The 25,379-nt window shown below is 46.0% G+C and carries 18 protein-coding genes; 3 read left to right on the forward strand and 15 right to left on the reverse strand.

The window, feature by feature from the left end:
• Positions 1-51: 51 nt before the first annotated feature.
• Positions 52-3,621 (reverse strand): transcription-repair coupling factor, encoded by a 3,570-nt coding sequence (gene mfd, locus QUA47_RS22710; RefSeq protein ID WP_333432416.1) that lies wholly within the window; start codon positions 3,619-3,621, stop codon positions 52-54.
• A 289-nt stretch (positions 3,622-3,910) separates the two neighbouring features.
• Here mfd and QUA47_RS22715 point away from each other — a divergent pair, with 289 nt between their 5' ends.
• The gene (locus QUA47_RS22715) at positions 3,911-5,239 is read left to right on the forward strand and encodes a hemolysin family protein (protein ID WP_333218361.1); all 1,329 of its coding nucleotides are present in this window, start codon (positions 3,911-3,913) and stop codon (positions 5,237-5,239) included.
• A gap of 67 nt (positions 5,240-5,306) precedes the next feature.
• Here QUA47_RS22715 and QUA47_RS22720 read toward each other — a convergent pair whose 3' ends face one another.
• From QUA47_RS22720 to QUA47_RS22780, 13 genes are all read right to left on the reverse strand, one after another.
• The gene (locus QUA47_RS22720; protein WP_333432417.1) at positions 5,307-6,641 is read right to left on the reverse strand and encodes a hypothetical protein; all 1,335 of its coding nucleotides are present in this window, start codon (positions 6,639-6,641) and stop codon (positions 5,307-5,309) included.
• A gap of 6 nt (positions 6,642-6,647) precedes the next feature.
• The gene (locus tag QUA47_RS22725) at positions 6,648-7,973 is read right to left on the reverse strand and encodes a hypothetical protein (RefSeq protein WP_333432418.1); all 1,326 of its coding nucleotides are present in this window, start codon (positions 7,971-7,973) and stop codon (positions 6,648-6,650) included.
• 13 nt (positions 7,974-7,986) lie between these two features.
• A complete protein-coding gene (locus QUA47_RS22730) occupies positions 7,987-9,219 on the reverse strand; it encodes an SGNH/GDSL hydrolase family protein (protein ID WP_333432419.1) in 1,233 nt (410 codons plus the stop codon).
• Between the two features lie 4 nt (positions 9,220-9,223).
• Complete coding sequence (locus QUA47_RS22735; RefSeq protein WP_190657062.1) at positions 9,224-9,388, reverse strand: DUF5989 family protein; 165 nt, start codon at positions 9,386-9,388, stop codon at positions 9,224-9,226.
• Positions 9,389-9,796, reverse strand: a complete 408-nt coding sequence (locus QUA47_RS22740; protein ID WP_333402703.1) for an SxtJ family membrane protein — start codon at positions 9,794-9,796, stop codon at positions 9,389-9,391.
• A 93-nt stretch (positions 9,797-9,889) separates the two neighbouring features.
• Positions 9,890-11,866: a carbamoyltransferase gene (locus QUA47_RS22745; RefSeq protein WP_333432420.1), complete on the reverse strand. Its 1,977-nt coding sequence runs from the start codon at positions 11,864-11,866 to the stop codon at positions 9,890-9,892.
• Between the two features lie 169 nt (positions 11,867-12,035).
• Complete coding sequence (locus tag QUA47_RS22750) at positions 12,036-12,521, reverse strand: hypothetical protein (RefSeq protein ID WP_333218355.1); 486 nt, start codon at positions 12,519-12,521, stop codon at positions 12,036-12,038.
• 161 nt (positions 12,522-12,682) lie between these two features.
• The gene (locus QUA47_RS22755; protein WP_333218354.1) at positions 12,683-13,603 is read right to left on the reverse strand and encodes an NAD(+) kinase; all 921 of its coding nucleotides are present in this window, start codon (positions 13,601-13,603) and stop codon (positions 12,683-12,685) included.
• A gap of 423 nt (positions 13,604-14,026) precedes the next feature.
• Positions 14,027-15,676 carry a hypothetical protein gene (locus QUA47_RS22760; RefSeq protein ID WP_333432421.1) on the reverse strand — a complete coding sequence of 550 codons (1,650 nt, stop codon included), beginning with the start codon at positions 15,674-15,676 and terminating at the stop codon, positions 14,027-14,029.
• Between the two features lie 84 nt (positions 15,677-15,760).
• Positions 15,761-19,897, reverse strand: a complete 4,137-nt coding sequence (cobN, locus tag QUA47_RS22765) for a cobaltochelatase subunit CobN (protein ID WP_333432422.1) — start codon at positions 19,895-19,897, stop codon at positions 15,761-15,763.
• 191 nt (positions 19,898-20,088) lie between these two features.
• Positions 20,089-20,949: a DMT family transporter gene (locus QUA47_RS22770; protein WP_190734590.1), complete on the reverse strand. Its 861-nt coding sequence runs from the start codon at positions 20,947-20,949 to the stop codon at positions 20,089-20,091.
• A complete protein-coding gene (locus QUA47_RS22775) occupies positions 20,946-21,683 on the reverse strand; it encodes an ABC transporter ATP-binding protein (RefSeq protein WP_333432423.1) in 738 nt (245 codons plus the stop codon). The genes QUA47_RS22770 and QUA47_RS22775 overlap by 4 nt, the downstream gene beginning before the upstream one ends.
• Before the next feature lie 281 nt (positions 21,684-21,964).
• Positions 21,965-22,777: an ABC transporter ATP-binding protein gene (locus QUA47_RS22780; RefSeq protein WP_333432424.1), complete on the reverse strand. Its 813-nt coding sequence runs from the start codon at positions 22,775-22,777 to the stop codon at positions 21,965-21,967.
• Between the two features lie 319 nt (positions 22,778-23,096).
• On the opposite strand from QUA47_RS22780, the gene QUA47_RS22785 reads away from it, so the two are divergent.
• Both QUA47_RS22785 and QUA47_RS22790 read left to right on the forward strand, forming a co-directional pair.
• Positions 23,097-23,963, forward strand: coding sequence for a HEAT repeat domain-containing protein (locus QUA47_RS22785; protein ID WP_333432425.1), 867 nt, complete (start codon positions 23,097-23,099; stop codon positions 23,961-23,963).
• A 124-nt stretch (positions 23,964-24,087) separates the two neighbouring features.
• The gene (locus tag QUA47_RS22790) at positions 24,088-24,330 is read left to right on the forward strand and encodes a PAN/Apple domain-containing protein (protein WP_333432426.1); all 243 of its coding nucleotides are present in this window, start codon (positions 24,088-24,090) and stop codon (positions 24,328-24,330) included.
• Positions 24,331-24,470: 140 nt separating this feature from the next.
• On the opposite strand, the gene QUA47_RS22795 is transcribed toward QUA47_RS22790, so the two are convergent.
• Positions 24,471-25,220 carry an abortive infection family protein gene (locus QUA47_RS22795; RefSeq protein WP_333432427.1) on the reverse strand — a complete coding sequence of 250 codons (750 nt, stop codon included), beginning with the start codon at positions 25,218-25,220 and terminating at the stop codon, positions 24,471-24,473.
• Positions 25,221-25,379: the final 159 nt, after the last annotated feature.

A 25,379-nucleotide genomic window follows, 5' to 3' on the forward strand; every position in this document is an offset into this window, starting at 1 on the left:
ATTATTCTGTGGTTTCGGCGGTGCGCGACATTGGGGGATTATATATTAAAATCAAAGATTTGCTTCCGGCAAAGCGCCCTGCATTTTACCCAGCCAATCAATCAAATTATCCAATTGCTTTTGGGCCGTCAAAACCGCCATACCCCGAATAGTAACCTTCCCCTTGCTGTAGACAAAACGAGAGCGCAAATGTTCCGGCAAATTAGCCTTGAGCAAATTCCAAGCAGGTTCTTCCATAGCTGTTTCCAAAACTATGTGCTGCTTATTCTCCGGTTTTATCCGAGAAAAACCGATTTTTTTAGCGATTTGTTTGAGTTCTACCACACGGATAAGTTGCTGGGCTGGAAGAGGAATTGGCCCATAACGATCGCACCAATCAGCCTGAATCTGCTGTAATTCTTCAGGGGTATTAGCAGAAGCCACAGAGCGGTAAGCGCTCATCTTTTGATCCAAATCTGCGATGTAATCGGCAGGAATAAACGCCGTCAAAGTTAGGTCAATTTGCGCGTCCTCCACTTTCGGAATTTCCTGACCCTTAATTTCCCGAATAGCCTCCTCTAACATTTCAGCATACAAATCAAAACCGATCGCCTCCATTTGACCAGATTGTTCAGTACCCAAAACATCACCCGAACCGCGAATTTCCATATCTCGGACAGCCAACTGATAGCCCGAACCCAACTGGGCAAACTCTTGAATTGCCCGCAGCCGCTGCCTTGCAGCATCAGACAGCTTATTCTGCTTGGGATAAAACAGCCAAGCGTGAGCTTGAATCCCCGCGCGTCCCACCCGTCCCCGCAACTGGTAAAGCTGACCCAAACCAAACTTCTGCGCGTCTTCAATTAAAATAGTATTGACTCGCGGAATATCCAAACCCGACTCAATAATCGTCGTACACACCAAAATATCGAAATCTGCCGCACTGAAAGTCAGCATGACCGATTCTAATTCCGAAGCATCCATTTGACCGTGGGCGATCGCAATTCTGGCAGACGGTACCATCTCCTGCAACTGAGCGGCCAACTCATCAATCCCCTCAATCCGCGGCACCACGTAAAAAACCTGACCGCCCCTGTCCAATTCTTGACGAATTGCCGATCGCACCACTTCCGGGTTATAGGGAGCCAAATGCGTCTGAATCGGGCGCCTGCTGGGAGGCGGAGTCGAAATCAAACTCATCTCGCGAATCCCCGACAGCGACATATACAAAGTCCGGGGAATCGGCGTTGCTGTCAGAGTCAGAACATCTACCTCTGTTTTGAGAGCTTTAATCGCTTCCTTTTGCTTAACTCCAAACCGCTGTTCTTCATCCACCACCAACAAGCCCAAATCCCGAAATTTAATGGCTTTGCTCAAAACAGCTTGAGTACCGACAATCACATCTAATTCCCCAGTCGCCAAACGCTTGTGAATCTCCCGGCGCTCGGTTTCAGTGCGAAAGCGATTTAGCAAACCAACTTCGATCGGATAAGGGGAAAAACGCTCTGAGAGCGTGTGATAGTGCTGTTGGGTCAAAATCGTCGTCGGCGCGAGCAAAGCCACCTGCTTGCCCGCCGTAACCGCCTTAAAAATCGCTCTCAGAGCAACTTCTGTCTTGCCAAAACCCACATCGCCGCAGACCAAGCGATCCATCGGTCGATCGCCCTCCATGTCGCGTTTCACATCCTGAGTTGCCTTCAACTGATCCGGGGTTGGCTGGTAAGGAAAAGAATCCTCCAATTCTTGTTGCCAAGGCATATCAGGAGGAAAAGCGTAACCTGTTTGTTTAGCTCTTTTAGCATAAAGATTCAGCAAATCCACTGCCAATTTCTTAACAGCTTTGCGAACCTTTGTTTTAGTTTTTTCCCAAGTTTGGCCTGTCAGCTTGTTTAGATCCGGTACTTTATCGCCTACAGTCCGAAACCTCGACAAAGCCCCTAACTGATCTGCCGCCACTCTCAGAGTACCGTCAGCGTATTGAATCAGCAAATATTCGCGAGTTTCGCGATCGATCGTCAAACGTTCCAACTTGATAAATTTACCCACTCCATGCTGGCGGTGAACCACATAATCACCCGGGCTTAATTTATTCGGGTCTACTTGCTTAGAAGCAGCGCGACGGCGCTTGCGGACGTAGCTAAAAGTAGCAAGAGAATGCTGACCGTAAAATTCCCGATCGGTAATTAAAACAATCCGAAAAGTCGGCAGAATAAACCCTTCCAATTCTGCCAGCCCGCTGTACTTCAAAGCAACCGGAATGTGCTGCAATTGCAACTTGTCGATCGCCAAATAATCGCGCGGATTCACCACAAACTGAGCCGGACAGTCGTGTTCCGAAAGCAGAGAAACCGATCGACTCGGTTGAGCAGAAACCAGAAAAATGGTAAAACCCCGATCGCGCTCTTCCCTGAGCATTTGAGACAGCTTCGCAAATTGGTGAGGCATCACCGGCACAGGCCTGCTGGCCAAATTAATCGCAGGCGCTAGCTGGTCGATCTCCGCAGAGCTTTGAAATTTTTTAGCAGTAGAATCTTCTGCCAATTCTGAAAGTTCTAGCCTGTCGAAAGCTGCGACATCTGCCATTGATTCAGCAAAAGTACGGTGAATTTTCGGAACTTTCAAATTAGCAATTGGCAATTTTTCTGTTGCCTCACCAGCAACTGCCGATTCCCGATTGCAATTATTCCACTGTTCCTGTGCATTCTCAAACCAGCGGTCGCTGTGAGCTTCGCACCCTTGGGGTTCGTCAATAACAACTAAAGTATTTTCTGTCAAATAATCCAACAAAGATGCAGGTTGCTCGAACGCTAAACCCAACAGCCTGCGGACAAATTTTTCCCCTTCATTTTCCGCTTCATTTTCGGGGTCGAAAGAGCCTAGGTGGTTGATTGCGTCAAGCTTTTTTTCAGATAAAACTGCTTTAATAATTGTGTTAAAATTAGTAGGAGTTAAAACTAATCGCTCGACCTTATCGAGCGATCGCTGCGAAGACGGATCGAACTCCCGAATTTGCTCCAAATCATCCCCAAACCACTCCAGCCGCACCGGCAACTCAGCCGCCACCGGAAACACATCGACAATATCACCGCGACGGCTCCACTGACCCTCCATTTCCACCAGAGCCACCCGATCGTACCCCATCGACACCAGTTGGCGGTCAAGTATCTTCGAGTCTTGAACCGCACCTCGCTTCAGCGTCAGACAGTAGGGTTCAAAAACAGCAGGTGGCGGCAAGTGAGACTGGAGAGCTCTTTCGGTAGCTACAATCGCGATCGGCTTAGAATTAGCGTTTGTTTCTCGTTTCTCGACCAAATCCGCCAGCACCTGCATTTGTCCCCAAGTCATTTCGTTCTCGTCGGAGTAAGATAGCTCGTAGGGCGAAGCCTCCGAAGTTGGGTAAAAATGCACAGTCTGCCAGCCCATAGCTTCCAGCCCTGCCACCCAGCGGCCCGCTTCTTCTAGAGTGGCCGTCACTACCAGTAAACTCCGCCCTTCTTGCTGTGCGAGGGCGGAAGCTACTAAACCTTTGGGCAAGCGAGCGATGCCGTTGAGTTGCAAGCAGCGATGGCGCTTGAGCTTGTTGAGGAGTTCTGTGGCTAGGGGCGATCGCCCCAGGGTACGAATTATTGAAGAGAAAGTCATGCGCTTTTAATTTTAATCCCCGATCGGCGAAGGCTCTTTCCCTTTGCCTGTTAAGGAGATTGTACGACAAACATCCATGATTGTGCCGCTCTGCTCTTGACGCCTTGGAACTTAACTGGAGATAGATTTCTGCTTTAATATCTCGATCCTGCGATCGCGATCGAGCCCGGGACGTTAATCTAGTGACAGGTTTAGAAAAAATTTCGCTTTTGCGATCGAGATTCGCAGCTTGCAGGCTTCTCCTTTAACCGGGCAGAGCGCTTAGCCGTTACTACCGAAAATTTTAGAAATGTCCCCAAGTACCGATATTCTGATTGTTCTCCTGCTAATTTTCCTCAATGGCTTGTTTGTGATGTCAGAGATGGCCATCATCTCTGTACGGAAGGTGAGACTGCAACAGATGGCCAACCAAGGTTCAACCAATGCCCGCGTAGCCTTGGATCTGGCTAATGCCCCCAATCAGTTCTTACCGACAGTTCAAATCGGGATTACGATGCTGGCCATTCTGTCGGGCGCTTTTGGAGAAACGACGATTTCTAGAAGAGTAGAGCCTTTGTTGAACCTGATTCCTGTCCTCGCGCCCTACTCTAAGACGATCGCCTCAGTAGTAGCAGTTTTAACCATCACTTATCTGACCTTAATTATCGGCGAACTCGTGCCGAAGCGGCTAGCGCTCAACAACCCGGAGCCGATCGCTTCTAGCGTAGCAATTCCCATGCGAATGCTCTCAAAAATTGGCGCTCCTGCGGTTTATCTGTTAAGTCATTCCACTGACTTAGTGATGCGGATCATGGGGATTGTGCCTTCAACAGAACCGCAAGTTACAGAGGAAGAAATTAAAGTTTTAATAGAGCAAGGGACAGAAGCCGGAACCTTTGAAGAAGCCGAACAAGACATGGTAGAAAGAGTCTTTCGTTTGGGCGATCGGCGAGTCAGCGCCTTAATGACCCCGCGTCCCGATCTTACCTGGCTCGACCTCGACGACTCAGTAGAAGAAAACCGCCAAAAAATGCTCGGCAGCGGTCATTCTCGGTTTCCAGTGTGTCAAGGAGGCCTCGACAACGTGCTCGGTTTAGTACACGTTACAGATATGCTGTCGAGGACTTTAACCGGTCAACCCCTCGATTTAAGCGCCTCTTTACGGCGGCCTTTATTTGTACCGGAAAGCACGCGGGGGTTAAAAGTATTAGAGCTTTTCAAGCAATCTAGCAATCAAATTGCCTTGGTGGTAGACGAATACGGCGTCATTCAAGGATTGGTTACAGTCAACGACATTTTAGTCGAACTCGTTGGCGACTTTCCCTCGATTGAAGATGCTGACGAGCCGGAAGCCGTGCAGCGCGAAGACGGTTCTTGGCTGTTAGACGGAATGCTAGCAGTCGAAGATTTTTTTGAGCTGTTTGGAATCGAAGAGTCAGCAGAACACAAAGGAAGTTATCACACAATGGGCGGTTTTGTGATTACAAATTTGGGCAAAATTCCCACAGCAGCCGAGCATTTTGAGTGGAACGGTTTGCGCGTGGAAGTAGTCGATATGGACGGCAACCGAGTTGATAAGATATTGGTAATGCCGATCGACTCAGCGGGCGATCGACCTAGAACCCAACCAAACACCTAAAATTTAAACTCAGCGGTAAGGTGCGCTAGGCGCACCCTACATCAACCATTCAGTGGATATTTCAGAGCTACTTCTTTTTGCTTCTAGCCTCATCTTTCCGCAAAGATTCCAGAATAGAACGACCTACATAATTGCTGAAAATCTCCTCTCCAGCTTGATTGTAGTGGCAGCAGCTATCTACATAAACAGCCTCTTTATTCTTGTCAAATACATTTACAGCATTCAATATATTAATATTATTTTTTTCCAAATTCGGAAACTTTTTGAAAAGAGCCGGATATCCAATTTGTACAGATTTAGCATAAGGAGTCTCCTTGTTAAAAGCAATCTGCTTTTCTGCTTCACCAAACACCCTTTTGGTCTGATAATATTGATTAGGCTGAAGAACATGAAAATAAGGTACATTACTAGCAGACAGGACTTTGTGCATAAAAATTGAACTTTTTGCCCAATTCCGTGCCATTTCTTCAAAAGCTACTGAATCCTGTAAAACCGACTTATTAGTATTGATATAAATAACGCTGGCACTGTCATCTTTTTGTTGTTTAGTCCGTTCTTCTTCAAACTTAAGAAGATCGGTTTTATAGTTATTTACTAGATGTTGAACGTAAACAGAAGTCAAAGCATTGCACGCAGCTAAAGAGCAGTTTTGCAAACTTGACAAACCCTGATTAATCCTAGTTTTATTTTCTTGAATTCTGAGGGTTGCTTCCATAGCCTTAGTAGAAAGGCTATTATTCGCGAAGTTAGCCAGCGGCCAAATATGCTGAATGCTTGGCATCGCCAAATCGACTTTATTTTTATTGTTTAAATTAGAAAGTGCTACATCATTAAAACCATCTATATTGACAACCATATCTAATTCTTGACCTAAAGCCAAAAAGTAGTTTAAAACCAATAACTGTTGTGGCTGTTTATAGCCTCCCGTGGCGAAAGATAAAATAATGAATTCTTTATCTTTCAAACCCGGCAACTGTTTGAGGTATTGAGGGAGAATTTGATTTTGAACTTCAAATATTGCATAACCAGAAGCCACTGAACCGCCGAATACTCCGATAACAAATTGATTTGGTTTAGTCTTTTTGAAAGGGTAATTGTAAGGTGAGATAAACCCATAGTTGTTAGTTTTAAAACCGGGGCGAAAGTCGGGACCTGGTTTTTGAATAAATCCAAAAAAAGGATGAAATCTTTCGACAATAGACTCGTTCAGCCGCACTCCTTCTAAATTAATTCCTAAAGCCCACTTATCTTGCGGCTTTTCTCTATTATAGAAAAATTGCTTGTGCTTGACAAAATACCATCCCAAGGAACCAAGTTCCAGGAAAACCAGTAAAAGCGCTAAGTTAATCAAAGCAATTTTTAGAAATTCTTGTCCTTTGTTGAGGACTTTTAAATCTTTCATAAACCTCTATTTCGACTCCCTGACTACTTTAATAATAGAACTGGAAACATAATTTGCCAATACTTCTTCTCCCACTGAATTATAGTGGCAGCAGGCATCTTTGTAAACCGTCTCTTTTGTATTGTCTAAAATATTCACTGCGCTAAAAATATTAACCCCAGCTTTTTGCAAATCATCCACTTTGGACAAAAGCACCGGATAACCTTTTTTTACCCCTTCAATGTAAGGACTCTCTTTGTTAATCGCGATTTCCTTTTCCTTGGCGGTAAACGCTCGCTTAGTGGGATAATACTGGTTGGGCTGGATAAAGTGAAAATACTTAATCTTTCTACTTGATAAAATTTGATTCATCGCGATCGACGATTGGTACCACATCGATGCTATTTTGTCAAAAGCAGCGGCATCCTCGAAAACAGAGTCAGCTTTGGGAATGTACACTATACTGCTATTCGCCGTGTCTGAGTTGGATTGTTTGACTTGCGTATCGTACTTTACAACGGCTTGCTGGTAATTGTTGACTAATTGTTTCACCTGTAGCGAGGTAACAGCGTGACACAAAGCAAGCTGACAAGTTTGCAATTTGTCAATACCTGCTTTCAACTCTTTTTTGGTTTCGTTAATTTCCACGATCGAACTCATCGCTTCCGGCGGCAAGTTGTTGTTGGCTAAACCCGTCAGAGGCTGTATGTGCTGAAGGCTGGGCATTCCTATTTCTACTTCGGCTTTGTTGTTTAAATTTGACAATGCTACTTCGTTAAAACCGTCAATATTGATGACTAAATCTAACTCTTGACCCAAAGCCAGAAAGTAATTTACAATTAATAATTGTTGGGGCTGTTTGTAGCCGCCATTGCCAAAATTTAACACCACAATTTCGCGCTCGGCAAATTCTGGATAAATCTGCAATTTTTTAGACAATATTTGATTTTTATATTCATCTACTGCAAAATTGTTGGCAACCGAACCCCCAAAAACTCCGATAATAAATTGTTTTTTATGGGTTTTAACAAAGGGATATTCGTAGAGGGAAAAAAATCCGTGTTTGTTAACTTTTAACTTTAATTTTTGATTGGTAAAAGCACCTGGTTTCAGCACGTAGCCAAAAAACGGGTGCAGTCTTTCTACAATTGATTCATCTACTCTAATTCCGAGCCGCTCAATATCTTCTACTACTTGTTCTTTACCTTTAGTTCTGGTATAAAAAAACTCTTTTTGTTTTATATAATAAAAAGCTAGCGACAAAGCTTCCAGACAAATAAAGGCGATCGCCAAATTAACCGCGATTATAATTAATATATTTTTGCCTTTTTCGAGCGCCGTTGAATCTTTCATGAAATTTGACTGATTACGGTTGTTTTTTGGGGACTTGAGACTGCTTCAATTGTTGGCACAAATTTCGGTTGATCAGGATACTGGCCAGCCGGTGTCCGAGTTCATTCCAGTGACCCCCACAGGGTACATAATTCTCAAAACCGTGGGCGCAGACTTGATATTTTTCAGTGTAACGTTGGAACTGTTCGGATAAATTCAGTACCCGAAAACCCTCGCGCGCACCCAATTTTTCCAGCCGCCTCTCGGGATAAAATAAATCCTGAATGTTGTTTTTTATCATAAATTTTTTTCGCTCCTGGGCTTCCGGTCTAACTTGCATCGCATCGCCGATCGTCACAACCAAGAAATCAGCATTTTTCTGCACGACTTCATTCCGCATCGTCACAATCAAACCCTCTGTCACCCTCCAAGCCTCTTGCCAAGCTGCATCCTGAGGTTCCTTGAAGTTTTGCGTACTTAACTCGGTAAAATCCTCGGATAACTCCCGCTTTTTCCTATCTAAGTCTACCTTTTTAATGACCTGCAAAATGCGCGAATTGTTGACGAGCAAACTGGGCATCCTGTCTACGAAGGAAACTGCTCTTTCGTTGCGGTCTATCGGCGCCAGATTGCGAAAAGACATATCCGGTACTAACTTGCCGCTAGCATCATAAGCAAAAAATGGTCGGTAGCGATCGTATTCCAGTTTCGGAGAATTATTTATTACATCATTGCCAATAAAAAAAGCAAGAATTACAATATCAGGACTGTAATCCCACACTTTTTTTCGCAGCATTATCAATTCTTGAGCAGTACTGTAACCCTGCACGCCGAAATTGATAACCTCAACATTTTTGCGTCCCTTAACGGCCACGCAGTTGCCTAACTTTCGTTCCAATTTCGACCAGAAAGTTTGTTCGACAGGTACGTGAATTGCTTCGGTGAAAGAATCGCCCACAACCGCCACACGCAAAGTATTTGGAGGTTTGGCTTTTGTATGTTCACGATCGCGCAAACCCTCGCTATTCACCTGCACAAGACTCGCACCTTCCCCATTCCACTCCCCCGACGCACCCGGTTTCAGCTTCCAGCCCAAATTCGGATCGGAAGTGTGGAAATGAGTTGGCGCCGAGTCTACCAAATCTCCTATTTTGGGATAGCCTTCAATCTTGGCCGCCCGCAATCCAATTTCACCAATTACCACCCCCATAAATAAACCGCCGAGTGTCAAACCTAAATTGACACCCAAAATTTTCAACTTGCTCATTCTTTCAAAACAGGGTGTAAATAAACGGAGCAATCACAGAACCCTGACTCAATACAATCAAAGCTCCCAAAAAGACTAAAGTCACAATTAACGGCAACAGCCAATACTTTTGGCGTTCTTTCATAAACGCCCACAAATCTTTGAGAAAATCTAAAGTTGCTTCAAACACTTAGAAAGGACGCTCCATACTAACTTTTGTTCTTGTTTTACTTGGGATGCGGTAAGTATCCATTTTGGGATTGAGTTTTCGTCGCATCGCATCTTCGCCGAAAATGTTTTTGATCACTCCCATCGGCCAAATTATCAGGTAAAAAACTATCCCTAGGACGATCGGCGTTTCGATCTTGTTAAGAATAAGTCCAAAGCGCATCCACGCGTGATAAACGGGATTCAGCGATTTCGGCGCAACCAATGCTAGCAGCACTAGCACTCCGCAGACTGCCCAAGGCCACCAAGGTAGAGAATGCCGCCGCAGTAAAGGTACTGCTAAACCGAACAGCACTGCAATCAAGCTGCCAATTAGCAGCCCGAAATCGCGCAAGCCCTTTTTATCGAGTTTTTTAATTTCGTCGCTCATTAGAAATGGGAAATTGGGAATTGGGAATTGGGAATTGGGAATTAGTTATTAGTTATTCGTTCCAACAAATAACTAATAACTAATAACTAATGACTAATCTAGTTCAAATTCATTTTTCCAAGCATCATCTTGTTTCCAAGGAATTTGTTCGGACTTGGGAAGCAAGTAATTTTCCAAAACCAGATAGTCCATTTCGGTTCGCATGAAACAGCGGTAAGCATCCTCTGGAGTGCAAACAATGGGTTCGCCTCGGACGTTGAAAGAAGTATTTACCACAATCGAACAGCCCGATCGCTCTTCAAAATGACTAATTAAGTCATAGTAGCGAGGATTGGTTTCTTTGTGAACAGTTTGGATGCGAGCCGAGTAATCGACGTGAGTGACAGCCGGAATCTCCGAGCGCGGAATGTTGAGCTTTTCAATGCCAAACAACTGCTCTTGTTCGGGAGTCATCGGAATACGGAGACTGGCTTTGACAGGTGCTACTAATAGCATATAAGGGCTAGAATGGTCAATCTCGAAATAATCCGCAACTCGCTCAGCTAAGATTGACGGAGCAAAAGGTCGAAATGATTCCCGATATTTAATTTTCAGGTTCATCACGGACTGCATTTTAGCACTGCGGGGATCGCCAATGATCGATCGACCGCCCAGAGCCCGCGGCCCAAATTCCATCCGCCCTTGGAACCATCCCACCACATTTCCCTGTTCCAAAATCTCAGCCAACTGCGGCATTAATTCGGCATCGTCCAATCGGTGGTAGCTGGCTTTGACAGCATCCAAATATTCGAGAATTTCTGCGTCAGTAAACATCGGGCCCAAATAAGAGCCGCGCATTTGATCGTGACAAGTTAAATGAGCAACTGATTTCGCCACAGTTGCCACCGCTTGATTTGTAGTGACAACGGAAGTCCTCTCCTCAACCGCTGCGTTTGTAGTGACAAGTTCAGTCTTGAGGGATTCTATACTATTTGCTGTCGAGTTGGCGCTCACAGTGCGAGCTTGTTCGCAATACTGGTACCAAATCGCCAAAGCCGCGCCCAAAGCACCGCCAGCATCTCCCGCCGCCGGCTGAATCCAAATATCTTTGAAAATACCTTCCCGCAAGAGTCTACCGTTAGCAACGCAGTTGAGAGCAACGCCGCCGGCAAGACAAAGATAATCGACATTCAATTCTTTTTTAACTGTTCTGCAAAGCCGCAAAACAACTTCTTCGGTAACAACTTGAATGGAAGCTGCAATGTCCATTTCTCGCTGAGTCAATTTTCCTTCAGCTTGACGCGGCGGCCCTTCAAACAGTTCGTCAAACTTCTTGTTTGTCATGGTTAAGCCAACAGTATAGTTGAAATAATCCATGTTCAAACGGAAAGTTCCGTCATCTTTGAGGTCTATTAAATAGTTGAGAATTTTGTCTACATACTTGGGTTCGCCGTAAGGAGCTAAACCCATGAGTTTGTATTCACCAGAGTTGACTTTGAAGCCGGTGTAATAGGTGAAAGCTGAATAAAGCAAACCCAAGGAGTGGGGAAAATCAATTTCCCACTGAGGTGTAAGTTCGTTCCCGTCTCCCAACCAAACCGAGGTTGTGGCCCACTCGCCCACGCCGTCTAGGCACAAAACGGCTGCTTTTTGAAACGGGCTGGGAAAAAATGCCGATGCTGCGTGCGATTGGTGGTGTTCGGTAAATAGCAGAGATGGCAGTTTATTCGTTTTGCAGTTGGCCATTTCTGCAAGCTCTCTTTTGAGCATGGTTTTGAGGTAAAGCTTTTCTTTGAGCCATATCGGCATGGCTGTTAGGAAAGAGCGAAAACCTTGGGGCGCGTAGGCTAAATAGGTTTCGAGAAGGCGCTCGAATTTGACTAAAGGTTTGTCGTAAAAGACTATGTGATCGAGTTCCCGCAAATCTATTTTCGCTTCTTTCAAGCAATAAGCGATCGCATTCTTGGGAAATCTGGCGTCGTGCTTTTTGCGGGAAAATCTTTCTTCCTGCGCTGCGGCTATAATTTCTCCATCGCGAATTAAGGCTGCGGCGCTGTCGTGATAGTACGCCGAGATTCCAAGTATGTTCATTCGTCTCCTCACAAATCGCAATGCGTTTGTATCTGACTATTTAGAATAGCTATCGATTATAGCTGCTTAAGTGCGGATTTGGGCGAGTGTTTTGCGATCGCCTCTAATTTTACCTGGATCGATGTCGGTGACCCGCCGGAGGGCGATCGGCTGTTAGAGAGCATTTAAGCTAGCGCCGGCTAATCCTGCGCCCCCAAGCTCTAAAGTAAGTCACCACCGGGAATTGATAAAATTCACCTACCAACCACAGCACAATGCCTAAATGCGACAAAAAAGCTAAGCCTGTCCAAGCTACGGGCAGCCAGGACAACCGGCTGCCGGGAACCGGGGGAAAATAGTAAGCTGAAAGTCCCAGCAAGGTAGTGGGAAGGAAAATTAGACCAAGAGCCGCTGCAAAGTAGGGCCATCCGAATTCTACGCCTTCGAGGTGGGCTCCTATCCACTGTTTGCCGTTCCAGTGCCAAGTTACGGGCGGTTGGCGATCGGCCATTTGGAGCGATTGTCTTTCAACGCTTGCGGTATAAATGTGCTGGCAGAAGTTGCAAGCTAGGGCGTCCATCAGCGCTAGGGTGGAAATTTGACCGGTGCGGCACACGGGACAGGGATATGTATCTTGAGGGTTGAAAGGTCGGGTTGATTTTTTGGAAATCTGCATGGATCAGGCTGTTTGTCAAGATATTGAGCGATCTTAACAAAGTACAGAGATTATGGGTTGGCTGAGGGCGGTTTTTGTATCTAGATTGTTGGTGATTTAACAGGTTTTTTCACGCTTACGTGTCCTAGGGGTTAATGCAGTTTCATGGTGGATGATTCGGATTAATTGCGGTGATTGTTGCTGTAGCGAATTCTGGCTCCTGCCCAGTGAAGTTTTTCCCTCAAAGTGTTGTAATAAGAATAGTTTTTCCGCAAAATGATAAACTTGGCTTCGCAGTCTGCCCTCCGCACGTCTACGCGCTGTCCCGGCCAAATTGCAGTACCCAAAATGCCGTCTGTCCAGAGTTTGGTACTGAGTTCGTAATCTGCTAAAGGCCAAATGCTGACGACTGAACCGGGCGGGAGTACGATCGCCCGACTGGATAAACTCAAAGGGCAAATCGGAGTAACTGCGATCGCATCCATTCCCGAGTGCATAATCGGCCCGTTGGCAGATGCGGTGTAGCAAGTCGAACCGGTGGGAGTTGCCACAATTAAACCGTCGCCTTGATACTGATCGACTACTTCGCCGTCAACTTCCATTTCTAGAATACAGCTCGGCATTCGATCGGCTGAAGCAGGTTTGACACACATTTCATTTAGTGCCAAAAATCGATCGCTTTGGGGTTCGAGATTGCTTCTGTTTCCCTCAAAAACTGTTGCCTGCAACATCATCCGCTTCTGCACAGCATACCTATCTTCCGAAAGTCTGTCCCAAATCTCCTCAGTATTTTGGAAATCCTCAAAAGACTCGGTTAAAAACCCCAGATGTCCCCCCACATTCGCTGCCAAAATCGGGATGCCGTCAGCCGCCAAATTCCGCGCGGCAGCTAGGGCCGTACCGTCGCCCCCCAGCACTACCGCTAAATCAATTGGGCTGTTACTAGAAGCTAAAAACACCGGATACGGGTTATCTTTCGCGCCACTGGGCCCCATTAAAACGTGACACCCGCGACTTTCTAATTGGCGGGCACACTGTTCTGCCCACCGCTGGCTGAGGGTATCTCTGGCTTTGTGGGCGATAATTACTTGTTTTAGTTGCACAACCTATCGATTTTAGATTTTAGATTTTGGATTTTAGATGATTAGATTTTAGACTGAATTGCCGCGACCGGGACGATCGCAGTGCACATCGATTTTAGATTTTAGATGATGAGATTTTAGACTGAAGTGCCGCGACCGGGACGATCGCACTGTACTCGGAAAAATCTTATTCCGATGCCGCAGGGCATCTCCCCTCGGAGATTCTGCCTCTGGTTTATAGCAATTCCAAAAAGTAATCCAATTTTTGGCAAGCTGCAAACCCTTATCTCATATCAATTCCGGTTATATCGGAATGATTAAACCGCAGAGGACGCAGAGGATACAGAGGAAGGGAAGAGAGATGAATAATTCCGATGAAGGGCAGATTTGATATCATCTGTCATTCCCAATTCTTCAATGGAAAATCGAAAATCGAAAATGGTATTATCCCTCACTGCGGCTGGATTTGGGCCGCGGCCAGATAATGCTGGAATCGGCCGCGAGCAGGCGAGAAACTGCGATCGCCCCAACGCGGTTGAGGTGGCTGGGGTCAAAAAAATAGTCGTTACGGCCCGGCCACCGCTGCGACAAGTCGCGGAAAGCGAAGCCTTTTTGCCGCGAGAGTTGCTGCATTCGCTGCCGGAACTGCTGTTCTGCCCACAGGCGAGTTCCGTCTAAGTAGTCGTTGGTGAGGGGCAAATTAACGAAAATTAGGGGAATTTTGCGAGCTTTGGTAAATGCTACAACTGAATTAAAGGCTGTTGCTTGTTTGCCTCCGAGGTTGAAGTTTTCGTAGTCGCGATCGTACTGGCCTGAAACGTAAGCGCGTTCCCGATAATAAGTGTTGGGGTTGTAAGTGCCCGATATAGCCATGAATCCGTTAGAGTCGATCGAATCTGCCAATTGGTTGAGTTGTCTGATGGCTACTGTTGTGCGTCGCGAGACTGGAATCAATTGTGCTTTTTGGGTTGCTGCATTCGCTGCGATCGGTTTTAACTCATATCTTGCAGCATTCTCAGCAACGGGCAAGATGCCCGTTCCACTAGACAGGAATTTGATTGTGGGGTGGGTGTCAGCAACGGGCAAGATGCCCGTTCCACTAGACAGGAATTTGAGTGTGGGGTGGGCATCTTGTCCGCCCCTGAAAGGTCGATCGACAGATGCCAATGCTTTGCGGAAAGTGTTGTTAGCGCAGGGCTGCGGGAATCTGTAACACAGCGGAATCTCGTTGGGTTCATCCGACGGCAGTTCGGGGCGAATGCCTGCTGCTAAAAGTTGGCTGCCTTCAGAATCGACGATCGAATTAAAAGTGCGATCGTCCCGGCCGCTGTTAAATCCCCGCACACCATCCGCCCAGACAATCATTTGAGGCAAATGCTCCGGCTTCAAAAGCCGCCGCAGTTGAAAGTCAACTACTTGTGCAGTTGCGCCGTTGACTGAAAAGTTAAATACTTTTAAGCCGGGACGGCCCCTTTGGGCCAAAGATTGTTTTAGCTGTTTGGGATCGACGCCCTGCAATGCCCGGGAACTGCCGACAATCAAAACATCTGGTGGGCCGACCGCAGCAACGTAGGATAGGTAAAGTTCTAGTTGTTCGTTTAGCAAATCGCTGCTGAAGCTGACTGTACTGGCTTGCGATCTGGTTGCGCTCGCTTGCTGCTGGGAATAAACCAGGTTTCTCATGTACTCGATTACTTTTTTCTCCGCAAACGCCCGTCTGGGACTGCCGGCGGGAACGGCTTGCATCCAGGCGACGGCCTGTACCCACAGGGCGGCTACTTTGTCCCAGTCTTGTTTTGAATTGGCTGATTGAGCCAAATTAGAAGCTTGGGTGGCAAAGTTAACTGCCTCGGTGAAGCCATCGTTTTGAGGGCATGAGGGAACGCGGACGGATTTTTTGGATTTGTTGGGATTTCGAGCTAACAGAGACGTTGGGGACTGGGCCAGGACTGCGGATTCGATCGAACCCGATGGCGCTGCGGTGTTGGGCGGCTTGGTAGACGAACATCCCAAAGTTAAGGCTAGCAAGGCGGTTGCGGCGCAGGTACGTTTTAAGATGCTGGTGCTGATGCTAGCAATGTAGCGGCGAATCATAAAGCTTTCAGCGATCGCGAAACATTAATAGATATTACCGCAAGCCACCATTCGTCTGCAGCGGCGATGGTGACTTTTGAGTATTTATGTATGGGATTCGATGACTGCTTCGGCTTCAAGCGCGATCGACCTCAATTTATCCAATGTATCCTGGTTCGCACTCTGCCATAACCCCCGCTGACGAGCTTCTAGCAATCTTTCCGCCATATCTCGCAGTGCCCAAGGATTGTTTTCTTGAATAAATGTCTGCACTTTCTCATCAAAAATGTAAGCCTCTGCGATTCCTTCATACATAAAATCCTCTACACAATTTGCCGTAGCATCGTAAGCAAACAAAAAATCAACAGTTGCTGCAATTTCAAAAGCACCTTTGTAACCGTGTCGCATCGCACCTTCTATCCATTTGGGATTCACAGCCCTGCTGCGGTAAACCCGCGCAATTTCTTCTCTCAGTTGCCGCACTTTCGGATTTTCAGGAATCGAATTGTCTCCGAAATAGGTTTCAGGATTTTTGCCTTGCAAATTGCGAATTGCGGCCGTCATTCCGCCTTGAAATTGATAATAATCGTCGGAGTCGAGGATGTCGTGTTCGCGGTTGTCTTGGTTTTGCAGAACTATTTGCATTTGGGCGAGGCGTTTTTCAAATGCTTCGGGTGCAGAACATCCCCATTCACCCCCCCTAGCCCCCCCTTGTAAAGGGGGGGGACAAGAGTTGGAATTAGCCTCAGAACTTAATTCACCCCCCCTAGCCCCCCCTTGTAAAGGGGGGGGACAAGAGTTGGAATTAGCCCCCCCTTGGTAAGGGGGGGTTGGGGGGGTATTCTCTGGTTGTAAAAGAGAGGAATTAGATTTAGCCCCCCCTTGATAAGGGGGGGTTGGGGGGGTATTCTCTGGTTGTAAAGGAGAGGAATTAGATTTAGCCCCCCCTTGATAAGGAGGGGTTGGGGGGGTACTTGTATAGGCGTAACTGCTCCAATTAATGTAAGCTTTTGCTAAATCGCTGTCGTCTGTCCAGTTTTGAGCTTCAATTATGCCTTGAAGTCCTGCGCCGTAAGCACCTGGTTTTGAGCCAAATACTCTAAATTGCGATCGCCCTTCCGCCTCTTCCTGACTCAAACCTGTAGATTCCCAATACAAAATCTCTTCCTTAACTTGGGCTGCTAAAGGATTGTTTTCAGCCGATTCGTCTAAATCTGCCACAGCTTTTACCGCACTGTCAAACAAATCAATTAAATTAAAAAAAGCATCGCGGAAAAAGCCAGAAATTCGCAAAGTAACATCAACGCGCGGCCGCCCCAAAACAGAAACTGGCAAGATTTCAAAATCTACAACCCGGCGCGAAGGGCCATCCCACACTGGTTGAACTCCTATCAGCGCCAAGGCTTCGGCGATGTCGTCTCCGCCCGTCCGCATGGTGGATGTTCCCCACACTGACAAACCCAAAGTTTTAGGATATTCGCCGTTTTCTTGGGTGTATCTTTCGATTAAAGTTTCAGCAGCAACTCTGCCAACTCTCCAGGCGGTTTCTGTGGGAATGGCGCGGATATCTACTGAGTAAAAATTGCGACCTGTGGGCAATACATCTGGCCGACCGCGAGTGGGCGCGCCCGATGCACCGCTTGGTATGTGCCCCCCATCTAGTCCGCGCAAAAGGTTGGTAATTTCTTGGTTTGTTTGGAGGAGTGAGGGTAAAAGATAGTTATTTATCCAGTCTAATTCGTGTTTGGTTGCTTCTCCTGTTTGGGAATTTATAACCGCAGATGAACGCGGATTAATGCGGATGTTTTCGATTAAGTTATCTACTAATTCAGCGGCTTTCTGTTCGAGTTCTGCTGTTAAATCGCCTGCTGTGTGGTGCTGAATTATCGACGTTGGATCGCAGGTTAAGGGGTCGAAATCGTAGCCTGAGTCTTCTGCTAGGGCGCGGGTTAAGCCCGATCGCCCGTTGGTGGGATGGCGGGCGATCGCAATTATCAAATCTCTCAACTGTCTACCTTCGGGACACTGACCGAAAATGTGCAATCCGTCGCGGATTTGGGATTCTTTGAGTTCGCAAAGATAGCCGTCTGTGCGGGTGATAAATTCTGTAAATTCCGATTTATTTAGTTGTATTCCTAAGTCTTTATCTAAGTTTTCTTTGTTGGTGAGGGCGAGAATGCGATCGCGAATCATGGGTAATCGAGACGGATCTAAGCTTTGGGCTTCGCAATACTCGTCGATTAAGGTTTCCAACTGCTGCAAAGGCCCGTAGAGTTCGGCGCGAGTCATCGGCGGTGTCAGGTGGTCGATTATCACGGCTTGCGATCTTCTTTTTGCTTGGGAACCTTCCCCCGGATCGTTGACAATGAAGGGATAAAAATTCGGCATCGCGCCTAATGCCACTTCTGGATAACATTTGTTAGACAATGCTATACTTTTACCGGGAAGCCATTCTAAATTGCCGTGTTTTCCGGCATGAATTATAGCGTCAATTCCAAACTTTTCTCGCAGCCAATAATAGTAAGCTAGATAATTGTGAGTTGGTTCTAAGTCTGGGGCATGATAATTTAATGCGGGGTCAAGTTCGTATCCCCGCGATGGTTGAATTCCTACAAATACATTACCGAACTGAATCCCCGGAATCGGAAAAGACGTATTGTTACTTATAAAATCTTGTGCATAGCTTCCCGGAAGCCCCCATCTTTTACAAATCCCATCTTGCACTTCCTGCGGCAAAGTAGCAAAATATTCTTCATATTCTGCCAAATCTAAAGATTGATGAACAGGCCGCAATTCGCGTCCTTCCGGGTCATTTGTCACGCCAGAAGTTAACATTTCAATTAACTCATTGCCGCTAGCGGGTAGGTTTTCAATTTGATAGCCAGCTTGCTGCATAGCTTTGAGGATTTCGACACAGCTAGCGGGTGTATCTAAGCCGACACCGTTGGCTAAGCGGGCGTTGCGGGTGGGGTAATTTGCCAGAATTATGGCGATGCGTCTGTTGGCGGCTGGGGTTTGTTTCATCTTCACCCAATTCGCGGTTAAGTCTGCTACAAATGAAATGCGATCGCCCGCTGCTACATAGCCTACTACATCTGTTTCTAATTCGCTGTTCCAAGTCTGTACCGCTTTAAAAGAAACAGCCCTAGTAATGATTTTTCCGTCTACTTCCGGCAATGCTACATTCATCGCCACATCGCGGGGCGAAAGTCCCTGAAGTTCCGTTTCCCACTGTTCCAAACCGCCACCGCTGAAGATTGCTTGCAATACGGGAACGTCTAAGGATTTTAAGCTGTTTTGTGTCGGTTCTTGACTGCTGAAACCGGAGACTGCAAAACTTGTGGTGTTTAGCAATAATTGAATTGGTTCTGATTCTTTTGGCTGGAAATACTCCAGCAATTCTATTTGCAAATCTGGTTCCCGCAGAGAAGACACAAAGACGGGAACTGGTACTAAGTTTCGCTCTGATAGAGCTTGACAAAGTGCATCAATTGGCGCTAAGTTTCCTGATAAGTAATGAGCGCGATAAAATAAAATTCCGACTTTAGCTAGACTTGGTAAAGCCGGAGATCCCCCCCAGCCCCCCTTATTAAGGGGGGAGCAAGAAGTTGTCAAATTCCCCCTTCTTAAGGGGGATTTAGGGGGAGCTGAATCTGGTTGTAAAGTTGCAAAACACGCCCCCGCTTCTCCGCCCCATTCGTAAATTCCGACGCGGGAAACTGTTTGAGGTAGGGGCGGATTATAAGCAGTTTTCAAGCAAGTATCGGCAGCAAATTTTAGTGCATTAACAAAGTTTTGGACTCCGCCTTCTGTGAAATAGCGCCAAAGTTGATTAACTGCTGACAGCGATACATTGGAATGGCTGATTAAATCCGGATCGGGACTGTCTTCTCCCGGCATTACAATCAGGGAGGCGTTAGTTTTTTGCACAGTTTCTCGCAGGATTTCTAACCCGTAAGACCAATAAGAACGCCCTCCTAACAGTCTTAAGATTATCACCTCGGCGCGTTCTAAAACTTCCTCGGCATAAGTATCAATTGTTAGTTGTTGCTGCAACTGAAGCAGGTTTACTGCCCGCACTTTGGGAAATTTTGCCGGCATTTTGGATGCGGCGGCTGCGAGAGTTTGAATGTCGGTGTCAGCAGCACTAATAAATACTATTGGTGCTGGGGTTTGCTGAATAAAAATTACTCCTTCTGCTTGAGGGTTCCAACCTCCGGGTGTGGCGGCTATTTTGTGCATTAATTTTTTTTATCTTAATAAATAGTGAGAGAAAGTGCGATCGCCTTGAGTATAACATGACTTATACATTAATAGAGGCTAGGGCTTGTTTTCAACCCAGACATCCCCGCCCAACCGAGAGAGGGCGAGCACGGGGGCACCGCCCCTACATTCGGGGGGAGAATGAGCGTCAAAGTTCCGCAAGTCTCAACCTATAAACTGATAAATAAAACTCCCAAAATCATGATTCCGGCCCCTAATAATCTTTCTTGAATATCTTTTTCCTTAAAAATGAAATGACCGAACAATACACCCATTAACACGCTAGTACGCTTAATCGCGATCACTCGCACTACGAAAGTTAATGTCAAAGCTTGCATTTGAAAAATTATTCCAGTAGCATTGATAAACCCCATAGCAGCTAGCATTGGTAATTGTTTGAGAATTTGTCGCCCTGGATTTGGGGTTTTGTGCAATAAAACTGGCAGTAGCAAAACACTCATTGTACCAAACAAAGAGAATACCCAAAAAATAGGGTAGGAATTGGTAACTCCTATTTTGTCACAATTTGCGGCAATACTCCATAGTAATGCGACGATTAACATCAATTTGGGCCCTGGTTCATCCAGCAGTGCTTTGAATGGGGCTAAATATCCTTTGGATTTCTCTTTGATATTTAATAAATAAGAGCCTGCTACGATTAGTAAAATGCCAATATAATCAAATAATTTGGGATATTCACCGACAATTAACGGTGAAGTTACCAACATGAATAAGGGTGTCAAAGCTACCATCGGTAGTGTCAGGGATAAATCTGATAGTTTGATGGCTTTGATGTAGAGGAGGGCTGTGACAGCGTTGATGCTACCTCCGATTAATAGGGCGAGCCAAAATTGAGAGTTTAAGGTCGGAATTCCTGTATAAAATACCCAGGGAATCAAAAAGATGACTGAAAAAAATGAGAAAGACCAAGCGACGACATATTCGTCACTTTTTTTGAGGTTTTGTTTGCCCAAAACGTCTTTGACGGCTTCAAAGAAAGCGCTCAAAATTCCAAAAATTAACCAAGTCATCCTAAATATGCGCTCCTGACTCGCTCGTCGTTTAGCAAATCCGTTCCAATACCTGTGAGGGTAATATTACCAGCTTCTAGTACGTAACCCCGATCGGCAATTTGCAGTGCTAAACTGGCGTTTTGTTCGACTAAGAGGATTGTAACGCCTGTGGAGCGGAGGTTTTGAATAATTGCAAAAATTTCTTTGACGATCGCAGGTGCTAAGCCTAAACTAGGCTCGTCTAATAATAGCAGCTTCGGGCGACTCATCAGAGCGCGGGCGATCGCCAGCATTTGCTGTTCCCCGCCGCTGAGAGTTCCTGCTAGCTGGCGACGCCTTTCTGCTAGGCGCGGAAATATCTCAAATTGGCGCTCTAAATCTGCTTTTACTGCCGCCGAGTCCGATCGAATATAGGCCCCCAATTCCAAGTTACTCAACACCGTTTGCTGCGCCAAAACCCGCCGCCCTTCTGGACTGTGGGCGATTCCCAATTTCACAACTTCGTGAGCTTGGCGGCGGCTAATATCGCGCCCGCTATAAAGAATTTGTCCTTGCCGCAAATTAACTATTTTAGAAATCGCTCTCAGGGTGGTACTTTTGCCCGCACCGTTGGCACCGATGAGACTGACAACCTCGCCTGCATTAATCGTGAGATTAATATTTTGTATGGCTTGAATCCCCCCATAACTTACAGAAACATTTTTTAGTTCTAAGAGGATGTTTTGGGTGGTTTTGGGTGAACTATGTTGCATTTTGCGTGACTTGATGGTTGATAAAATTTTCTCTCTTTTCCCGCAGTTCGCTAGTGGGTTAGTCCGCGAGTCCGCCAGAGGTTTCAACCCCTGGCTCATAGCTGAAGTCCTCTTAATAGGACTGGGAGATACATTTAACAATAACTATTAATCTTACTCGTTCCCCCGCTCTGTCTGGTAACGCAGAACCAGAGACTCTGCCTCGATTTTTTATGTTACCAAACGAGGCGGAGCCTGTAGATGTCGCTTCCCTGCCAGAGCCGGGGAAACATTTACAATTTCTACGTTTCATCTCCCAAATAAGCCTCAATCACCGCCGGGTCATTCCTCACAACAGCAGGTTCTCCCAAAGCAATAAGCTGACCGAAATGCAAGACGGCAATTCGATCGCACAACCCCATAACTAGCGGTACATGATGCTCGATCAATATTACAGTTAAATTGAATTGTTGGCGTACTTCTCGGATAAATTCGCTTAATTTGTGCTTTTCATTGGGATTCATCCCTGCAGCAGGTTCATCTAACAAGAGTATTTGCGGTTCTAAGGCTAAAGCGCGGGCAATTTCTAAGCGCCTCTGGTCGCCGTAGGGCAAGTTTTTGGCTTGTTCGCCCGCGCGATCGCCCAATCCGACTAAATCCAACAATTCTAAGGCTTTTCGCTGGGTTTGGCGTTCCATTGCGTTAGATGCTGGCAAGCCGAAAATCCCCGCCAGCACCGATAAAACTGGATTGCCCGAACGACTGTGGATGTGTCGGGCGATCGCGACATTTTCTAGGGCAGAAAGTTCCCCAAACAACCGGATATTTTGAAAAGTTCTGGCAATACCTTTATTAGCAATTTGATAAGGCTTCAATTGGGAAATATTTTCATTTTGATAAATCAGGTTGCCACTTGAAGCAGGTATCAGTCCAGTCATTAGATTAAATAGAGTTGTCTTGCCCGCGCCGTTAGGACCGATTAATCCAAAAATTTCGTGTTTTTCAACTGTAAAAGATACGTTGTTTACAGCAATTAAACCACCAAAACGACGAGTTAATCCTTTGGCTGCTAAAACAGGATTGCTTGTTGAGAGGGTAAGGGGTTCGGAAATCATAAACACATCATAGAACGAATATAAGATATCTATAGCAATCCTCGCATCATTTGTGAATTTCTTACTCCCGAGCGAGCGGGTTCGGGGAGGGTTGGGGTGGGGTAAAAAATTTACGACTCCTGCAAGGATTCCTATAATTATGCCTTAGACAGCGGAATGTTCTTAAAGTGGCGCTTTGTAAGCAGTATTTAGGGCGATCGATTTCACCACAGACAAGCACAAATTTAGATCGTCCGGAGTCCTGAAACAGTTTGATGAGAATGTATACACAATTATTCAAATGGCTGAGACGGCTCATCAAATACAAGGATTCTGGCCCATGACGAAGCACTACCGACAAAGATTAGTTGCCGTAATTGCCCTCTCGTTTCTATCTTTCACATCCCCTTTGCTGTTGACTTGCAATGCTGCGGCTGGAATTAAGGACGAACCCACAGCTAATCCCAAACAGATTGCCTCCCTCACCGAGAAGTTAAAGAGTAACGATGAAACGGCACTTGAGCCAGCTATTAAGCTGTTACGAAAAATAGGTGAACCAGCCATCCCTGATTGGATGGAAGCTTTGCAGGATCAGAATTTGTCAGTCGGCCAGAGTGCTGCTGAGGTTCTAAGACAAATTGCTCTTCCTGCTATTCCTGCCTTTGTTAAAACCTTGAAAGACTCAGATGTGTCGGTTGCTGCAGAAGCTAAAACTGCTGTGCCGCAGCTAATTCTCTTGCTGAAAGACTCCGATGCAACTGTGCGTAGCCGTGCTGACTATGCTTTGGGAAGGATGGGTGCAGAAGCTAAAACTGCTGTGCCACACCTAATTCTCTTGCTGAAAGACTCCGATGCAACTGTGCGTAGCCGTGCAACCAATGCTTTGGGAAGGATGGGCGCAGAAGCTAAAACTGCACTGCCGCAGCTAATTCTGTTGCTGAAAGACTCCGATGCAAAGGTGCGTAGCCGTGCAGACTATGCTTTGGCAAGGATGCGTGCAGAAGCTAAAACTGCTGTGCCACAGCTAATTCCCCTGCTTCAAGACTCAGATGTAACTGTGCGTAGCAGTGCAGCCTCTGCTTTGGGAAGTTTCGGTGCAGAAGCTAAAACTGCACAGTCACAGCTAATTTCCCTGCTTAAAGACTCAGATGTAACAGTGCGTAGTAGTGCAGCCTCTGCTTTGAATAAAATCCGTGCAAAAGCTTAAACTGCACTGCCGCAGCTAATTCTTTTGCTTAAAGACTTCAATCCAAATGTGCCTAGTAGTGCAGCCTCTGCTTTGGGGATGATTGGTGCAGAAGCTAAAACTGTTGTGCTGCAGCTAGTGGCTGTTGACAAGGTGGAATTTAGAGTTAAATACTGACAGAATCGGCGCTGATTATAGCAATATGTACATTAGCCAACCCGACCTGGATCTTTGCCAACAAATCCATGTGTTTGATGAACGATGTCAGGCTTTTACTTTCGTGATGCCGGGAGTGGAGGACGATCGAGCTTGGTGTTATTTCAAGAATGGCGTGCCTTCACCAACTCCCAGAGAAGGCCGGAATTCTAGTATTAGACCGAGGTGGTAACAGAAAGAGGGAAACGAAATGTTTTTAACGTTTCCCTTTGCAAGGTCAGCATTTCAACGGTCTAAAGTTCTGGTTGAGTGACTGCAACTAGCCTTTGTAATCTTACCAGTCGCTTTCCCCAGTCCGTTCCAATCGCCTTGTTAGGTCGCTTTCGACAATCGTTCCTCCCAAGTTGCGACCAAAAAAGCTGCCATTGAACCCGCCAAGTTGACAGCAAGTGCAGCGTGTCGAGGAGAAGGTTTAATAGCTTGTTTCCCTTTACCATGAGCATCACTAAGCTTATTACGTAAAGTACCAAGTCCTGAAATCACACTCTGGCAACCACCAATAATTTGTTTAAAAACCTCTTCTTGATGTTGTTGAGGAGCAAGATTAAGTTGCTTAGCAGTTTCATAATATAGTTTAGGCAAATCATCTTTATCACTATGAGAAATGCCTGCTTCATCCAAAATGTGTTTACAAACCGATTCGATTAATGTACGCGCCATAGTAATCGCTGCTTCTGGATCGTGATTTCGGCGTTCAAGAGCTTTTTGCCAAGCAATATGAACCTGTTCTGTATCGAAATTGATAAGAATGGCGGAAATATCATCATCTGCTGGTTGAGCCACAATAATATTTTGCTCTAGAGACGCAATCAATGAACCAAATTCTTCCCATATAAATATCCTTCGTTCTTGGTAGGTACGGAACTTTGCTTTAATAAAACCCCAGAATTTTGAGAGTTCGTCGCAATTTCTAACAAATTGAGGAATGCGCTCTCTGAGTGCGCTATCTCTCAATAACTCTAAACGGAGTTTACTGTATTCCCGCTCACTGGGATCGCCACCTGTCGCACGAGCAATAAATATCTCTTGGAGTTGCCGTACTTTATCTAAGCGTGTCATCATCGTTTCTAAAAGCTGAATTATAACCTCAACATTCTAACCTTTACTAACTCAAATTGTCCATTTAACTATCAAGCTTAAGATCGCTGGCGGGGTGACAACCCCGCCAAAACCCGGAGCGGGTGAGGGGTTGACCGACTTGTGGTAAAAAAAGATAGGTCA

The sequence above is a fragment of the Microcoleus sp. MON2_D5 genome (genome assembly GCF_036701905.1).
Taxonomy (GTDB): Bacteria; Cyanobacteriota; Cyanobacteriia; order Cyanobacteriales; family Microcoleaceae; genus Microcoleus.

Excerpts from the sequence above, each read along its gene's own strand:
- QUA47_RS22725 (WP_333432418.1), bottom strand. The coding sequence starts at position 7,973 with ATGAAAGATTCAACGGCGCTCGAAAAAGGCAAAAATATATTAATTATA.
- QUA47_RS22720 (WP_333432417.1), bottom strand. The coding sequence starts at position 6,641 with ATGAAAGATTTAAAAGTCCTCAACAAAGGACAAGAATTTCTAAAAATT.
- cobN (WP_333432422.1), bottom strand. The coding sequence starts at position 19,897 with ATGCACAAAATAGCCGCCACACCCGGAGGTTGGAACCCTCAAGCAGAA.
- QUA47_RS22730 (WP_333432419.1), bottom strand. The coding sequence starts at position 9,219 with ATGAGCAAGTTGAAAATTTTGGGTGTCAATTTAGGTTTGACACTCGGC.
- QUA47_RS22795 (WP_333432427.1), bottom strand. The coding sequence starts at position 25,220 with ATGATGACACGCTTAGATAAAGTACGGCAACTCCAAGAGATATTTATT.
- mfd (WP_333432416.1), bottom strand. The coding sequence starts at position 3,621 with ATGACTTTCTCTTCAATAATTCGTACCCTGGGGCGATCGCCCCTAGCC.
- QUA47_RS22775 (WP_333432423.1), bottom strand. The coding sequence starts at position 21,683 with ATGCAACATAGTTCACCCAAAACCACCCAAAACATCCTCTTAGAACTA.
- QUA47_RS22740 (WP_333402703.1), bottom strand. The coding sequence starts at position 9,796 with ATGAGCGACGAAATTAAAAAACTCGATAAAAAGGGCTTGCGCGATTTC.
- QUA47_RS22780 (WP_333432424.1), bottom strand. The coding sequence starts at position 22,777 with ATGATTTCCGAACCCCTTACCCTCTCAACAAGCAATCCTGTTTTAGCA.
- QUA47_RS22770 (WP_190734590.1), bottom strand. The coding sequence starts at position 20,949 with ATGACTTGGTTAATTTTTGGAATTTTGAGCGCTTTCTTTGAAGCCGTC.
- QUA47_RS22760 (WP_333432421.1), bottom strand. The coding sequence starts at position 15,676 with ATGATTCGCCGCTACATTGCTAGCATCAGCACCAGCATCTTAAAACGT.
- QUA47_RS22745 (WP_333432420.1), bottom strand. The coding sequence starts at position 11,866 with ATGAACATACTTGGAATCTCGGCGTACTATCACGACAGCGCCGCAGCC.
- QUA47_RS22750 (WP_333218355.1), bottom strand. The coding sequence starts at position 12,521 with ATGCAGATTTCCAAAAAATCAACCCGACCTTTCAACCCTCAAGATACA.
- QUA47_RS22785 (WP_333432425.1), top strand. The coding sequence starts at position 23,097 with ATGACGAAGCACTACCGACAAAGATTAGTTGCCGTAATTGCCCTCTCG.
- QUA47_RS22715 (WP_333218361.1), top strand. The coding sequence starts at position 3,911 with ATGTCCCCAAGTACCGATATTCTGATTGTTCTCCTGCTAATTTTCCTC.